Source organism: Pantoea sp. X-Soil-OKNW-556 (assembly GCF_059730695.1).
Map to the genome: position 1 here is coordinate 1751197 of NZ_AP035990.1, position 15397 is coordinate 1766593.

A 15397-nucleotide genomic window follows, 5' to 3' on the forward strand; every position below is an offset into this window, starting at 1 on the left:
ATCAGAGATCGAAGCGATAGCCCTGGCCGCGTACGGTGTTAATCACTTCCGTCGGATAGAGCGCGAGAATTTTTTTACGCAGACGCCCCATCAGCACATCAATGGTATGACTTTCACGCAGTTCGGCGTCGGGATAAAGCTGCAACATCAGCGAATCTTTGCTGACCACTTTACCGGCGTTGCGGATCAGGGTTTCCACGATGGTGTATTCAAACGCCGTCAGTTTGACCTGTTCTTCATTGATGGTCAGCTCGCGACGCGAGAGGTCAACCTGAAACGGGGGCATCGAGATAATCTGGGAAGCATGACCGCTGTTACGACGCATCAGCGCTTGCAAACGTGCTGCCACTTCTTCGATATGGAAAGGTTTGGTGACATAGTCGTCGGCACCGGCTTCCAGCGCCTCCACTTTTGCCTGCCAGCCTTCACGCGCGGTCAGCACCAGAATCGGTTGGCGAATGGCATCACCACGCCAGCGGCGGATCAGTGACATACCGTCTTCGCCCGGCAGGCCGAGATCGACCAGCGCAATATCCGGCACATGCTCCTGGAGAAAATAATCGGCTTCTTTCGCATCTTCTGCGGCATCCACCTGATGGCCCATTTCGCGCAATTGCACGGCGAGATGATGACGCAGCAGCGCATTATCTTCCACAACCAGAACACGCATAGCATTTCCTTACTTTCAACACATTGATGGAGAAAAGTATATGCCAGGTCAGCTAAACCGCAGATTAACGCAGGCGAGCCGCGGCGCGCCTGCGTGGGTGGCGATTACTTCAGGTCGTCAACCATCTGGACCGCACGGCCAAGGTAGTTTGCCGGCGTCATCTGTTTCAGACGCACTTTTTCTTCTTCCGGCAGTTCCAGGCTATCGATAAACGCCTGCATACCGGCCGCATCCACGCGTTTACCGCGCGTCAGCTCTTTCAGTTTCTCGTACGGCTTCTCGATGCCATAACGACGCATTACCGTCTGGATTGGCTCCGCCAGAACTTCCCAGTTGTGATCCAGCTCGTCAAGCAGACGATCGCGGTTCACTTCCAGCTTAGAGATGCCTTTCAGCGTCGCCTGGTAGGCAATCAGCGCATAACCCACGCCAACGCCCAGGTTACGCAGGACGGTGGAGTCGGTCAAATCACGCTGCCAGCGCGAAACTGGCAGTTTGCTGGCCAGATGTTGCATCACCGCATTCGCCAGGCCGAGGTTACCTTCGGAGTTTTCGAAGTCGATCGGGTTAACTTTATGCGGCATGGTCGAAGAACCAATCTCACCGGCAATAGTTTTCTGTTTGAAGTGGTTGAGCGCCACGTAGCCCCAGATATCGCGATCAAAGTCGATCAGAATGGTGTTGAAACGTGCGATGCAGTCGAACATTTCAGCAATGTAGTCGTGCGGCTCAATCTGCGTGGTGTAGGGGTTCCAGGTGATGCCCAGAGAGGTAACGAAGGCTTCGCTCAGCTGGTGCCAGTCCACTTCCGGATAGGCAGCGATGTGGGCGTTGTAGTTACCTACCGCACCATTGATTTTGCCCAGCACTTCGATGTTGCCCAGCTGACGCAGCTGACGCTCCATACGGTAAGCGACGTTCGCCATCTCTTTACCCATAGTGGACGGGGTGGCAGGCTGGCCGTGGGTACGCGACAGCAGCGGAATGTCACGATATTCCTGCGCCAGGCCTTTCACTGCGGCAATGATTTTGCTCCAGTACGGCAGAATCACGTCACGGCGGGCGGTTTCCAGCATCAGCGCGTGCGACAGGTTGTTGATATCTTCGGAAGTACAGGCGAAGTGGATAAACTCAGATACCGCGTGCAGGGCAGGGACGTCGGCCACTTTCTCTTTTAGAAAGTATTCCACCGCTTTCACGTCGTGGTTGGTGGTGCGCTCGATGGTTTTGATGCGCGCTGCGTCAGTTTCATTAAAATTGGTGACGATAGCGTCAAGGAAAGCGTTTGCGTCAGCATCAAATGCAGGAACTTCCTTGATCTCTGCGGTCGCGGCCAGTTTCTGTAACCAGCGAACTTCAACCTCAACGCGGAATTTCAGCAAACCGTATTCGCTGAAAATCGCGCGCAGCGGGCTGACTTTATCGCCGTAACGACCATCGACAGGTGAGACGGCGGTCAGAGAGGATAATTCCATCAGTGCAACTCCTGAATCGTTTAACAAAGCGTAATGCCGGAAAGACGTTTAATACGCCGTTCCCAGCCGGGATAAAATGGTTTTTGCCTCACTCAGCAAACGCTGACGCGAGAACATCAGTTGCAGGCGGCCACCACCGACCTGCTGCCATAATACGGCAGAACGGATACCCGCCAGCAGTGCGGCGCGCACGCGGCCCTGAATCTGTGAGCTTTGCAGCACCTGTGGGGAGCCGGTCACCTGAATACGTGGGCCAAGCGGGCTAATCACATCGACATAAATCGCTGCCATCGCGCTGGTGATGGTGTCGGATTCCAGTTCATAGTGCGCCAGTTGGCGATCCAACTGGCTGATGCGCTGGGCCAGGGTGTTCAATGCCTGTTTGTTCCCGTGCAGTTTGCGCTCCAGTACCATCAGGCTCAGGGTGTAACGCGTTAATTCTGCACCGGCACCCTGGCGGCTGCTGCTGTTCAGCACCGCCATTAGCGTCTCCAGCCCGAGCCGCAGGTTGGCCTCATCATTGCCATACACCGCCAGCGTTGAGCCGGGATTGAGATCAAGCAGGCTGCGCAGTGACACGCTCAGCGCGTCATTATTGCAGGTACCCTGATGCGCCAGCTGCTGCACCAGATGCGCAGCCTGGCAGACGCCCGCCAGTGCCAGCGTTATCTCATAATAGTTCTTAGCCACGGTTACTCCTGTATACGCGTCGGCAGCGCCGACCTTAGGCCGCTGCCCAGGGCAGACGCTGTTCAATAATGCCGCCACCCAGGCAAACGTCACCGAGGTAAAACACGGCAGACTGGCCCGGCGTGACAGCCGCAACCGGCTCATCAAAACGCACTTCAATACGGTCATCGCCGTGCGGGATAATTTCGCACGGGATATCGGTCTGGCGGTAACGGGTTTTCACCGTGCAACGCAGCGGCGCGGTAATCGGTTGACGATCCACCCAATGCAACTGCTGGGCAATCAGCCCCACGGACATCAAACGCGGATGATCACCACCCTGCGCCACAATCAGACGGTTACGGGCGACGTCTTTATCGACCACGTACCAGGGATCGTCATTGCTTTCTTTACGACCACCAATGCCCAATCCTTTGCGCTGGCCCAGGGTGTGGTACATCAGGCCCTGATGCTCACCGACGATTTCGCCGTCAACGGTTTCAATCTCGCCCGGTTGAGCCGGGAGATAGCGACCAAGGAAATCGCGGAATTTGCGTTCGCCAATAAAGCAGATGCCGGTGGAATCTTTTTTCTTCGCGGTGATCAGATCAAGCTGCTCGGCAATGCGACGCACTTCTGGTTTTTCCAGCTCACCCACCGGGAACAGGCTTTGCGCAACCTGCTCATGGCTCAGGGTGTACAGGAAGTAACTCTGATCTTTATTGCCGTCGAGGCCGCGCAGCAGGCGGCTTTGGCCGTCAACATCCTGACGACGCACATAGTGGCCGGTCGCGATAAAGTCAGCACCGAGATCTTCAGCGGCGAATTCGAGAAACGCTTTAAATTTGATCTCTTTGTTGCACAGAATATCGGGGTTCGGCGTACGGCCTGCTTTGTACTCTTCGAGGAAATGCTCAAAAACATTGTCCCAGTACTCGGCGGCAAAGTTAACTTTGTGCAATTTGATACCGAGTTTGTCACATACGGCCTGCGCATCAGCCAGGTCGTCAGCGGCAGTGCAATACTCCTCGCCGTCGTCTTCCTCCCAGTTCTTCATGAACAGGCCCTCGACCTGATAACCCTGCTGTTGCAGTAACCAGGCGGAAACGGAAGAATCGACGCCGCCGGACATACCGACGATCACTTTTTTCTGGCTGTTGTCAGACATGACGCACTCTTGATTACGATAAAAACAGGCGGCGTATTCTATCACGCGGAAGCCGGGTGCGCACCCTCGTGAAACGGCCACTGGAACGGAGCAACCAGTTGCAGAGGATAGCGTGCCCCCTGTTGCCACAGCCGCACACTTTCCGCCACCAGCGGCGAACGCAGCTTATCGGCGCTGATAATCTGCTCTGGCGTCAGCCACCAGCAGCAATCGATATCATCGTCATGTGGCGTAGTGGCGACCATTTCTGCCAGATCCAGGCCAAACAGGAACCGCACAAAAGGCGTATTATCCGGGGCGATCCACTGCTGCACACCGAGAAAATAGTCCGGCGTGGCGGTGATGCCGGTCTCTTCAAACAGCTCGCGTTGTACCGCTTCCAACAGGGTTTCATCCGCTTCCAGATGACCGGCGGGCTGATTCCATGTAGCGCGGCCATTGACCTGTTCTTCCACCACCAGCAACTGACCTTGCGCCTGCACCAGACACGCCACCGTGACATGAGGTTTAAACATCGATCCTCCCGGATTGTTAACCTGAAGTTATTGAAAATTGTGCGCTGATATCACGCCATTCGCCCGGCGCCAGATTATCCAGCTGATGTTCCCCCAAGGCATAGCGAATCAGGCGCAGGGTAGGGAAACCTATGTGTGCCGTCATGCGTCGCACCTGACGGTTACGCCCTTCATATAAGGTGATCTTTAGCCAACTGGTGGGGATAGCTTTGCGTTCGCGAATCGGCGGCTGGCGTGGCCACAGCCATTCCGGCTCGGCGACGCACTCGACACCGGCAGGCAGGGTGGGGCCATCATTCAGCGTCACGCCCGTGCGCAGGCGGGATAAATCTGATTCCTGCGGTTCGCCTTCCACCTGCACAAAATAGATTTTTCCGGTTCGCTTACCGGGCTGTGTTAACTGCGCCTGGAGTGCGCCATCATTGGTTAACACCATCAGCCCTTCGCTGTCGCGATCGAGGCGGCCTGCGGAGTAGACGTCGGTAACGGGCACGAAATCCTTGAGGGTGCGGCGTCCGGCCTCATCGCTAAATTGCGGTAAAACATCGAAAGGTTTGTTAAAGAGTATGACGCGTACCGGGCCTTTGGGCCGCGTATCACGGCGGACAGGCTTACGTGCCGGGCCGCTGAATCGTTTATCCTGGTGAATTCGTTGAGAAGTTTTTCGCATGGGCTTTGCAGTCGGTGACAATCAGCGCATTATAACGCGAAACTGCGGTGATTGGCGCGGCGGAAATATTCAAGTAGTATTGACGCGCATCTTACAAATCATTAACAAAAAATCGCTCGAAGGAGAGGTTAATGGAAAGCAAAGTAGTTGTTCCGGCGGAAGGTCAGAAAATCACCCTGGATCAGGGCAAACTGGTAGTACCTAATAACCCGATCATCCCCTACATTGAAGGTGACGGCATCGGTGTTGACGTTTCGCCTGTGATGCTGAAAGTGGTTGATGCCGCTGTGAAGAAAGCCTACAACGGCGAGCGAAAAATTTCCTGGATGGAAATTTACACCGGTGAGAAATCAGTAGAACTCTACGGCCAGGACGTCTGGCTGCCGCAGGAAACCCTCGATTTAATCAAAGAATATCGCGTTGCCATCAAAGGCCCGCTGACTACCCCGGTTGGTGGCGGTATTCGTTCTCTGAACGTTGCGCTGCGTCAGGAGCTGGACCTCTACGTATGTCTGCGTCCGGTACGCTATTACAAAGGCACCCCGAGCCCGGTAAAACGTCCTGAAGATACCGACATGGTGATCTTCCGTGAAAACTCCGAAGATATCTATGCCGGTATCGAGTGGAAAGCCGGTACGCCGGAAGCGGACAAAGTGATCAAGTTCCTGCGTGAAGAGATGGGCGTGAAGAAAATTCGCTTCCCGCAGCAGTGTGGCATCGGCGTGAAGCCGTGTTCAGAAGAAGGCACCAAACGTCTGGTGCGTGCCGCAGTGGAATACACCATCACTAACGATCGTGACTCCCTGACCCTGGTGCACAAAGGCAACATCATGAAGTTCACCGAAGGTTCTTTCAAAGACTGGGGCTATCAGCTGGTGAAAGAAGAGTTCGGCGGCGAACTGATCGATGGCGGTCCGTGGATGAAGTTCAAAAACCCGAACACCGGCAAAGAGATCATCGTGAAAGACGTCATCGCTGACGCCTTCCTGCAACAGATCCTGCTGCGTCCGGCAGAGTACGACGTGATCGCCTGTATGAACCTGAACGGTGACTACATCTCTGACGCCCTGGCGGCGCAGGTTGGCGGTATCGGTATCGCACCGGGTGCCAACATCGGTGACGAATGTGCGCTGTTCGAAGCGACCCACGGTACTGCACCGAAATATGCGGGTCAGGATAAAGTGAACCCAGGTTCCGTTATCCTCTCCGCTGAGATGATGCTGCGTCATCTGGAGTGGTTCGAAGCCGCAGACCTGATTGTTAAAGGCATGGAAGGCGCAATCGCCAACAAAACCGTGACCTATGACTTCGAACGTCTGATGGAAGGCGCTAAACTGCTGAAATGTTCAGAGTTTGGCGACGCGATTATCGCGAATATGTAATCTGCCTTAGCGGGTAGAGTGCAAAACGGGAGCCAATGGCTCCCGTTTTTGTTGGTGCGGCATGCATTTGTGAAGAAACTAAAGGTCACTGAGGGAATGATCATGATAAAACTCATGTTGGCAGAAGGTATTGTGGAAGGCTGTCTGTTGATGTTTGATGTAAAACTGGAAATGGACAACTTGCTTTAGAATTAGTATGCCACAACCCACTTAGTGGGCTGTTTGTCCCGACGATAAAGCATGCAGACTATGGGAATAATCTGTCCTTTGCCTCCAGAAAAACCGCAAGAAGCATGAGGAAGGAATAGCAAACCGTGCAAATTATTAATAAACCTTTGAAGACCGGTAACCAGGACATTAATTTGATAGTGTCATTATCCGGAAAGGTGTATACATCGCTGGCTTTCTCAACAAACAGTATGTTCTTCCTGTTCTTTAGTCGAAGGAAAAAGTAAGCCATAAGTGGTGCGCCAAAAAAACCTACCATGCAGCTAAATGAGTACGGAGCAGGAAACGTATATTTTCTTTGGAAGCGATTCAATAATTCGTAGTACTTGGGCCTGTTGATTGCATACCAGATGATTGAGGCGATAAAAGCCAGGCTGGCAACAATGATAATGGCGATTACAAAAATTTTCATTTGCTGTCAGATGTCCAGGTGTTTGTATATTGAATCCATAATCAAGTCAGCTGCGGAACTTCCAGCCAAACGTTGACCACTCATGAACGATCGAGCGGCTTGAAAGGTTTAATGCTCTGCGCATATCTTCGTAAGGCCGAAGTTTAAGATCATAACGGTTTAGAGACTTGAGAAGGGGTTTATTTACCAGTTCTTTCAGTTGGTTCAATAGCTGATTGCGCTCCACAAAAATTGCTGACTTATAAGGGTGCCTTGTGTGCGGAAGTGATTTTGGTAGCTGCCCTCGATTTTCTACAGGGTCTGTTCTATAGAGGAATAGTATTTTTCGCCTGCATCTCCTACAGTACCGAAAATCTTGTCTCCGGCATTTGTCAGGCCCGCGATAACTCCGTAATACTTCTGCATGAAACTGGCTTCTTCTGTGCTGACTCCGTTCAAAGCCTGGTTTATTTTTGTTTTGGCTTGCCTGAGTGCTGACAGTGCCTGCAAAGTCATTGGTGCTGGTGTATCAGGATCGGCAACAATCAATATCTGCCCGGGCTTTAACCAGGGTGTATCAGTATTCATTCTCATGAACATCTGAGCAGCTGGAGTGCGGGTATCTCTGAACAGTTCTCTGGCCTGATAATCAAGTGACCCAGGCCGCTCGACAATACAATAGCCCGGGGCCATATTACGTGCCATGCATCCATTCTCCGTCGGTTGTCGTATGTATGGCGGTGCCACGTTCAATGCCATACTCAAAAATTTCTAATTAATAGTAAATAATTCTCCTGCGTTAGGCAAAAACTGTTGTAGCCAGTTACAAGTGGTCACTTAGACATGCAGCTAAAACAGCGGAACCCTGCCAAATGGCGGGGTTATTTGCTATCGAGGTCCGCAATTTCGTTGTGAGTGTGATATATATGGTTCCAACACTCTTTAATGGCCGAAATAGTTCCTGAACGGGTGTTTTAGTTTTGAATTAAATAATTTCGTGGCTTAACTTTTTTGTGACCCATCATAGTTCATTATTGCATCGGCAATGATTGTCCCTTGGGAAACACCCTTCTCCCGGGCCAGTAACTCTATCTTCTCGATGGCAGTCAAAGAGAGTTTATAGGTTTTAGGTTTAAATCCACGCTTCTCATCGCTGCGTTTCTGAATGCTACTTGCTGATTGAATCATATTATAACCCTTATGAGGTGGCGCGAAATCAGGCGGTAATCATTATCAATTAGATTGGCTTAAATCATCATGGCGATGCCTATATAAACCATCCCAAGTGAGACCTAACTATAGCTTTCAAATTTAGAATTGGCTTGGCTTTAATGAGGTTTTGTTGATGAGATTTATTGCTGTTAAAAATCTATTTTTTCAATAATGTGCGTGATTGTTCTCTTAATCACAATTTCTAAAAACATCATTAATGTTGTAAGTGTTAAGGGCCAAAGGAAGAAGACTTAAGTTTTCTTCCGTAATTCATAAGCCCCTGTGGTTGACGAACCGAGAAATTAATTGCCGGTGCGCGTCGGGGTTTTCATTATCAGAGGGCGCATATGTGTGCTCTTGTTCATTTTTACCCTTTCAATAACTAAGCCAGTGTGAGTGATGTACATAAGCAACGCTGAGGTAACTATTCTTTGATACTACAGGCAGCACCGATCGTAACCACGGAGGTTAGAGGCCATGAAAATGTCAGCAACTGGCTGCTCCTGAGTCTGTCACTCAAACACACGATACTTTTGTTACAAAACGCCGTCACGGAATGCTGATCTTCAGGGTGCAGATGCGTTACCCTCTTGGCCCTCTTTAAGTTGTTGCGTAGGTATGCTGTTTTGAAACGTTGGGTTTTACTGATTTTTGCTTTTGTTTTATCAAGTTGCACCGGACACGGTTCAACGGAGACGGTACTGAAATCTAAACAGCCGTCAGGTCCCTTACTCAAGAACGATGATCCCTATGTGCCGCTGGAAAGCGCTGATTTGAGTAAGCTGCCGACCGAACTTGAGCCAGTTTCCCGAGAGATAATGACATTGAATCCCATGATCAAACTCTCAGCGAAAAGAAATCCGGCCGAGGCAAAAGTCATGACTCCCGCGGAGTTTCCGGTTTCACTCCTTTTCAGCTCAGTAGAAACAGACATTTCGAATTGCGAAAGGTACAGCCAGGGCAAAATACGTCTGCAATGCCGGAACCTTGCCTACACGGCTGTTCGTGATTTCGTGTCGATGATGCGCGACAGTCGAATAAACGCCTATCTCAAGCAGGCCGTGATAGATGACCTTAAAAGCGATCATTATCTGAACCTGTTTAACGCCTCCCGGTTAGCGTATGAAGTGGCGGAGAGCTGTAAGCAGAAGCACCAGGGCGGCTATGTGCGCCTTTACTGGCACGCCGTGCCGTGCAATGGTCAAGGCGATAAACTGTCTTTCATGGATGCCCGTCGCAAAAAGTTGATTAATTAATCCAGTCCCCATGTCATGGTGAGCCGCTGACAGAATGACCACACTTTTGAGTAAAGTGATAATTATTTAGCTAATAATAAGCATGGCAATAAAAGTTAAGTTTTTAGCGCGGATTTTTGAGATGATTCTTATGCCCCTTCAAGAGCTAAGCCATTGCGAGTGCCGGAGATAAGCGCCGGGTGGGGCATTACCTCTTCTCTGGCGATGCGACAAATCGCGCCGCCACGATCCATCCGCAAAATTTTGAGCCAGTTAACATACACAGACAACATTTCGTGTCATCTCGCGTACAAACCGCTATCGTCAGCGCTCATCTAAAGGAGGGTACGATGCAGGGCGTGATGAAATTTGTTAAAGGCTGGCTGCTGTTTTCGCTGCTATGGGGCATTTTTATGTGGTTCGTCTCCTGGCAGAGTCAAGGCAAAGAACCTGGCATGGCGGTAGTCATGAGCCTGTATGCAGGCTTGATCTACCAGGCCTTGATAACCATGGTGGCGCGCTATAAGGCACGTAAATCACAGGCATAATTGTTCGCATCTGCTCAATGCTGCCCACGTAGCTTTGCGTGGCGCTGACATTAATTTGCATCGGTTCAGGCACGCTGGTCGCACTTTTGGATCATTGTGCAGGTGAGTTGATGATGAGGAAGATGCCGCTGGCCGCGTGGTTTTTTCTGCTGTTGTCGTTTGGGTCATGCGCGCAACCGTTACCAGGGCCGCCACATATGCATGCATACAGTGGCCGCCACCTTGATGCCGGCAACAGTGGCATAGCGGATGTGGCGGAAACGCCGGATGAACACATCCAGGAGCGGCGGGATGAGGTGGGGTACCACCAATAAAAAAGCTGCGGTAGACGCTACCGCAGCTTAGGTCATGATTAAGCGAGTTGCTGCTTAATTATTTGTGGTATTTCCACGCCTGAGTCCAGCTGATACCGACTTCTGGCTCATAATGCAGCTGAGACCATTGTCCTGTCTGGCTACACCAGCCTGCTACCACGCACTCAAACACTTTGCCTTTGTGGGTCACCACATCACCGGCTTTGTAGTTGTTGCCATAAGCCCAGGCTGGATAACCTGCGGAACCCGATAACGCCGGAACCGTAAAGTTTTCCATCAACTGACGCGTCTCTTTACCTGCGGTGACGTCCACCTTTAGATTCATCAGCTGAGGACTGCTGGTTTTTTCCACTGAGAAGGTGAAATAAGACAGTCCGTTGGTGCTTTCCTGAGTACCACCCATTGGCGACCATGAGTAATTGGGTTTGCTGGTTGGTGTCTGAGAAGATGCTACTGTACCTGTAATGAAGTATCTGTTGCCTTCGTCTTTGAATTGCAGACCTAACTTCATGCCATTGATAAATGCCTGATCGTTATTCTGCACTTCCTGAGTCACTTTCACCGCGTGTGTTTGAGTGGCAGAACGCGCACCTTTCACACTGCTGGCTGTCACCTCAGCAATATAATCTCCCGCAGCCAGACCCGCTTTGATCTGTCCGTTCTGATCGATACCATTGGCAACGACTTGTGCACCTTGCTTCAGCGTCCATGCATAAGTCACCTGATCAAAGTTAGCTTCGGCTTCCAGTTTAACCGGATTTGCTGAGGCCATAGTGTTCGAACCACTAATGGAAACGGCAGGTTTTACAACATTCACGGTGACAAAAGCTTCGCCAGATTTTTTGTCGCCATTGGTTGCGGTTACACGGAATTTCGCAGAGACATCAAACAGATTTTTCGGTACGACGATTTCAGCTGACGCTTTATCGTAAGACTTCAGATAAATATCGCTGTTGCCCTCAATGCGTTCCCATTTCCAGGTCACAGAATCCTGGTTGCTGCCAGCAATTACCGGGTAGCCAAAGCCATAGTCACTGGTGCCCACCACATTGATGCTGGTTTTATCCAGTGTAACGGTAGGTGCCTGGCTTTCCGGAGTTTCCGGTACTTCTGGGGTGCTTGAGTTGCAATAGTTCTGACCGTTGAAGTTGTACGCGACGGGACCGGACATGCTCTCGTCCACTTTGGTCGGTACGCCATTCTGTGAATCAATGACTTTGGTATCCACAACGCCGTTATAATCTTCGCTGAAGTTGTAGTAGCTGCCATTAGCCTGCTTGTTACATACTGCGGCGTTCATACTGTTCAGAATCAAACCATTGTCATTACTTGCCGCCCAGGCAAACATACCACCCAGTTTGTATTTCTTCACCAGGTCGCCTTTCGCAATCACGGAACGTTGGGAATCGAAGGTTTCAACCTGTGCGGTTGGGTTACCATTGACTTTAGCGATGGGTTTCCAGATATACGCGGCTTCAGCCTGTTTATCGTAGTAAACGTCCTGTTTCTTGCTGATGATGTTATCGTACAGCTCACGATAATCGGTCACGCCATGCTCATAGGAACCGTTGCTACCAAGCCCCTTACGACTCACTTCTTCACCGTTGGCGATACCATGCCAGAACAGTTTATCGTGTTCCTGTTTCACACTGACGCTATGCCAGCCACGGCTATAAGCCGCTGCACCCACCACCAGTTTCTCTGATGGGAAGTTCGGGTTGTTGTCCAGAATGGCTTTCACTGCGCCTTCGGTGCTGAATCCGCGCTGCGTTTGCTCTCCGGTCATATCGTTGCCCTGGCCATCAATGATGATGTTACCGGCTTCGTCTTTGACTTTATCCTGACCACCCTGCTGGTAATATGTCCCGGCGATCGGTTTGGCATAGACGGCAGCCTGGTGACCCGGGTTACGGGCGAAGGCACCGTACATGTCGTAGGTCATGATATTGATAAAATCAAAATCATCTTTCAGGCTGTTAAAGTCGATCGCAGCGAGTTTTGCCGGTGATGCACTGACGGCCGCACTTAACTGCTTACGCTGTGCACCGCTATATTTGGCATCCATCGCTTTACGCAGTTCTTTGACCAGCGCGGTATAGCGTTCTTTTTCTTTCTGATAACCATCGGTGGCCAGATTGCCCATCGCTGACGGTCCGGTAGAACCGACAAATTCCCAGTCAAGGTCAATACCATCCACGAACGGATTTTCGCTGAGGAAGTTCATCACTGAGTTAACGAAGATATCGCGCCCTTCTTTGGTTTCCACCATCGCATGGAACGGCGCACTCATCGACCAGCCGCCGATGGAGACCATCACGTTCAGCTGCGGATTCGCTTTCTTCATTCTTTCCAGCGCTTTCAGGCCATAATAAGACGCTTGCGGATCGTAGCGGGTGACATTGAAATCGCCCTGCTGTTTAGCCGGGGTATCGTTGCCTTGCCAGCTGGTATCGCCGCTTTCTGTCGGCAGGTTGCCCTGGCCGCACATGCCTTTGAGGATTTTCTGTCCGCGTTCGTTACCTTCTGCTACCAGTCCGGTGTTGCCGGTGCTGGGCAGGGTGACATTGCCGGGTCGTTGTGCACCAAAGTCACACAGGCCAAGGAAGCTCCAGAAAATGTGTGTCAGGTTTTTGGCCGGAACTAAATCAGCCGAGAACGAGCGTTCCCAGTAGGCCCACTCGTCATAATACATCCCAACAATCTTGTTGCTGTTCAGTTGGAAAGGGACGTTCTTTTCCAGATTGGCGGCAAAACCATTCTCGTTCTCTTTGAGAATCATTTCATTGCTGTTACCCGATGACGGATAAATGTCACCTGGCTTCGCGTATTCAACTTTATAGACTTGATAGTTCTTCGGGCTATGCGGATGCAGCCCTTCCATATCATTACTCCAGGCTTTCCACTGGATTTTGGTTTTCAGTCGCTCACCACGATGGCGGCTGACTTCACCTGCGGAGCCATGAAGATCGGCACTGATTTTTCCGCTTTCTTCTGGTGTTACTTCAACTGCAAATACATTGCTGCCATAAATTGCAGATAGCGTCGCTATCGCAATAATTGATAACTTCTTCACTGAACATCTCCATTGTATAATTCGATGAAAATAATAAATAAAATGCTCAGGGAATAAGTTGAGAGGATTCTCTGTGAACAATAGAAATGAGGAGGGAATTAAAGAGAACTCAGGCAAAGTCGAATATTTTAAAACATAAACTTACATTCACTGAATTAAGTTTGCGCCTCCATGCGCAAATCAAACGCTTACTTGCGCCCCAGTAAGAAACCGATCACCACACCGACACTGGCGGCGATGGCTATTCCGGTCACCGGATTTTCGCGCACGCTTTTAATCACACAATCGGCAGCATCCTGGGCGACATAGCTGGCCTGCGCCGGGTAGCGCCGTGCTGCACCTTTGAACCGACGTCGGCGTGATCCAGTGACTTCACCCACTTTTTCTTCCACCGCACCCGCGGCTTCATTCAATTTTGCTTCCGCTTTTCCAGTCATAAATGACTCCCTGATAATAGTGAATTGCCATTTCAGCGTAGTCAGGGAATACGTGAGCAGCAACCGGGGTTTGCAGGATAACGAAATCCTGACCAGGCTTGGTTAAGGTATTTGACGTCAGGAGGGGCGATGAAACGTGACGTATTAAGTGAAGACGATTACGACGAAGTTTGCCGGGTAATTGGTGATGCGGTGATTGTGCTGGCGGAGTGCGGGCACGAAACCAAAAGGGAAGAGATCACCAGCCTGCTAAAGCGTACTCGCCAGCATCGCGCCCATGATGAACGCGATGAACAACGTATGCTGGAACATGCTATCCGGCTGGTAAAACCGTCCTGAGAGCCCGGGCGTCAGACCGACGCCCGGCTGTCTTTTATTCCAGTACGACGCCCTGAATCAGGCTGGCTTTAACGACAGTGACATCCTTAATGCCAAGGGCGCGCATATAGCCTTCCACCAACAGCAAATTGCTGACATCGGTAGCGCGGTAATCGCCCGTGAGTTCGCTGTCACCTTTCCATACCTGCTGTTTTGCTACCTGTTCCAGAGTCGCCAGGTCATAGCGATTATCTTTGATTTTCAGTTGATTCTTAATCGAGAAACCGTGTACGCCGCCGATCCCGATCACCCGGCGCGTAGCGAGATCTTGTTTAATCTGCGGCGGGACATCGTTGTGGGCGTAAAACTCGACAAAGCGCAGTACGGAAGGGCGCCAGGAGCCAATTGGATTGGGAGAGGTGGCAGATGGCTGGTTTTTTAATACATCGACGATAAAGTTCTTCAGCGTGACCGAGGCGAGTTTACCTTGATAAACGTCGGAAACCGTCTTACCTGACTGGTCACGCCAGGCAGTCATCTGCATCGAGCCGCCGCCGATGTCCCATACCAGCAGGTCGTTATCGCGTAATGTCGGGTCATGCAGTGCCGCTTTAGCAGAACGGAACCCCAGTTCGGCTTCCTGCTGCTGGCTGATGATTTTGAGTTGTACACCCGCTTGCTGATTAAAACGGTCAATCACCGCCTGGCCGTTACTGGCAGAACGGAACACCGCAGTGGCGACACCGCTGATACGCTGCGGGTGATAGCGCCGAGCCTGGGTGACTAACTGCTGCAAGGCAGTCAATCCCTGTTGTTGGATCGCTTCATCCAGTTGATTGTTGCCGGAACGTGCCAGCGCATCGTTGTAACCCACCGGGCGCTGATCTTCAAACAGCACTTTGCCCAATTGATGCTGGCAGATATTCACTTCAGTCACGGCAATTTTGGTGGTACCGGATCCCATATCGATTCCGGCGCGGGTTTGCCAGCAGTTATCAGCAAAGGCCAGTGAAGGCAGAAATACGGCAAAAAACAGCACTACAACGCGTACCACAAGTCGCATAGCGGCTCCTGTCAGAGGAAAATAATGAA

General features: G+C 51.1%; 15 protein-coding genes and 1 pseudogene. 5 read left to right on the plus strand and 11 right to left on the minus strand.

Annotated elements, in window-relative coordinates; all coding sequences use genetic code 11:
• Nucleotide 1: 1 nt before the first annotated feature.
• From phoP to rluE, 6 genes are all read right to left on the minus strand, one after another.
• Nucleotides 2-670, minus strand: a complete 669-nt coding sequence (phoP, locus tag AC6I8T_RS08090; RefSeq protein WP_021185638.1) for a two-component system response regulator PhoP — start codon at nucleotides 668-670, stop codon at nucleotides 2-4.
• A 104-nt stretch (nucleotides 671-774) separates the two neighbouring features.
• Nucleotides 775-2145 (minus strand): adenylosuccinate lyase, encoded by a 1371-nt coding sequence (purB, locus tag AC6I8T_RS08095; protein ID WP_208725261.1) that lies wholly within the window; start codon nucleotides 2143-2145, stop codon nucleotides 775-777.
• Nucleotides 2146-2193: 48 nt separating this feature from the next.
• Nucleotides 2194-2835 carry a high frequency lysogenization protein HflD gene (gene hflD, locus AC6I8T_RS08100; protein WP_013508697.1) on the minus strand — a complete coding sequence of 214 codons (642 nt, stop codon included), beginning with the start codon at nucleotides 2833-2835 and terminating at the stop codon, nucleotides 2194-2196.
• Nucleotides 2836-2869: 34 nt separating this feature from the next.
• Nucleotides 2870-3982 (minus strand): tRNA 2-thiouridine(34) synthase MnmA, encoded by a 1113-nt coding sequence (gene mnmA, locus AC6I8T_RS08105; RefSeq protein WP_415175150.1) that lies wholly within the window; start codon nucleotides 3980-3982, stop codon nucleotides 2870-2872.
• 41 nt (nucleotides 3983-4023) lie between these two features.
• A complete protein-coding gene (locus AC6I8T_RS08110; protein ID WP_497833695.1) occupies nucleotides 4024-4497 on the minus strand; it encodes an NUDIX domain-containing protein in 474 nt (157 codons plus the stop codon).
• 16 nt (nucleotides 4498-4513) lie between these two features.
• Nucleotides 4514-5167, minus strand: a complete 654-nt coding sequence (gene rluE / locus AC6I8T_RS08115; RefSeq protein WP_497833696.1) for a 23S rRNA pseudouridine(2457) synthase RluE — start codon at nucleotides 5165-5167, stop codon at nucleotides 4514-4516.
• Nucleotides 5168-5298: 131 nt separating this feature from the next.
• On the opposite strand from rluE, the gene icd reads away from it, so the two are divergent.
• The gene (gene icd, locus AC6I8T_RS08120; RefSeq protein ID WP_013508701.1) at nucleotides 5299-6549 is read left to right on the plus strand and encodes an NADP-dependent isocitrate dehydrogenase; all 1251 of its coding nucleotides are present in this window, start codon (nucleotides 5299-5301) and stop codon (nucleotides 6547-6549) included.
• Between the two features lie 704 nt (nucleotides 6550-7253).
• Here icd and AC6I8T_RS08125 read toward each other — a convergent pair.
• Together AC6I8T_RS08125 and AC6I8T_RS08130 are read right to left on the minus strand one after the other, a co-directional pair.
• Nucleotides 7254-7873, minus strand: a pseudogene (locus AC6I8T_RS08125) (hypothetical protein); the annotation flags it as partial.
• Between the two features lie 297 nt (nucleotides 7874-8170).
• Nucleotides 8171-8356: a ribbon-helix-helix protein, CopG family gene (locus AC6I8T_RS08130; protein ID WP_208725265.1), complete on the minus strand. Its 186-nt coding sequence runs from the start codon at nucleotides 8354-8356 to the stop codon at nucleotides 8171-8173.
• Between the two features lie 650 nt (nucleotides 8357-9006).
• Here AC6I8T_RS08130 and AC6I8T_RS08135 point away from each other — a divergent pair.
• From AC6I8T_RS08135 to AC6I8T_RS08145, 3 genes are all read left to right on the plus strand, one after another.
• Entirely contained in the window at nucleotides 9007-9636 is a 630-nt protein-coding gene (locus tag AC6I8T_RS08135; protein WP_497833697.1) for a hypothetical protein, read from the plus strand.
• 329 nt (nucleotides 9637-9965) lie between these two features.
• A complete protein-coding gene (locus AC6I8T_RS08140; protein WP_021185645.1) occupies nucleotides 9966-10163 on the plus strand; it encodes a DUF6404 family protein in 198 nt (65 codons plus the stop codon).
• A 110-nt stretch (nucleotides 10164-10273) separates the two neighbouring features.
• On the plus strand, nucleotides 10274-10477 hold the full coding sequence (locus AC6I8T_RS08145) for a hypothetical protein (protein WP_021185646.1): 204 nt from the start codon (nucleotides 10274-10276) through the stop codon (nucleotides 10475-10477).
• Between the two features lie 58 nt (nucleotides 10478-10535).
• Here AC6I8T_RS08145 and AC6I8T_RS08150 read toward each other — a convergent pair whose 3' ends face one another.
• Nucleotides 10536-13550, minus strand: a complete 3015-nt coding sequence (locus tag AC6I8T_RS08150; RefSeq protein WP_208725267.1) for a glycoside hydrolase family 18 protein — start codon at nucleotides 13548-13550, stop codon at nucleotides 10536-10538.
• 188 nt (nucleotides 13551-13738) lie between these two features.
• On the minus strand, nucleotides 13739-13987 hold the full coding sequence (locus tag AC6I8T_RS08155; RefSeq protein WP_208725268.1) for an ElaB/YgaM/YqjD family protein: 249 nt from the start codon (nucleotides 13985-13987) through the stop codon (nucleotides 13739-13741).
• Between the two features lie 129 nt (nucleotides 13988-14116).
• Here AC6I8T_RS08155 and AC6I8T_RS08160 point away from each other — a divergent pair, with 129 nt between their 5' ends.
• Nucleotides 14117-14326 carry a DUF2767 family protein gene (locus AC6I8T_RS08160; protein WP_021185649.1) on the plus strand — a complete coding sequence of 70 codons (210 nt, stop codon included), beginning with the start codon at nucleotides 14117-14119 and terminating at the stop codon, nucleotides 14324-14326.
• A gap of 34 nt (nucleotides 14327-14360) precedes the next feature.
• Here AC6I8T_RS08160 and AC6I8T_RS08165 read toward each other — a convergent pair whose 3' ends face one another.
• Nucleotides 14361-15368: a Ppx/GppA phosphatase family protein gene (locus AC6I8T_RS08165; protein ID WP_021185650.1), complete on the minus strand. Its 1008-nt coding sequence runs from the start codon at nucleotides 15366-15368 to the stop codon at nucleotides 14361-14363.
• Between the last annotated feature and the right edge of the window lie 29 nt (nucleotides 15369-15397).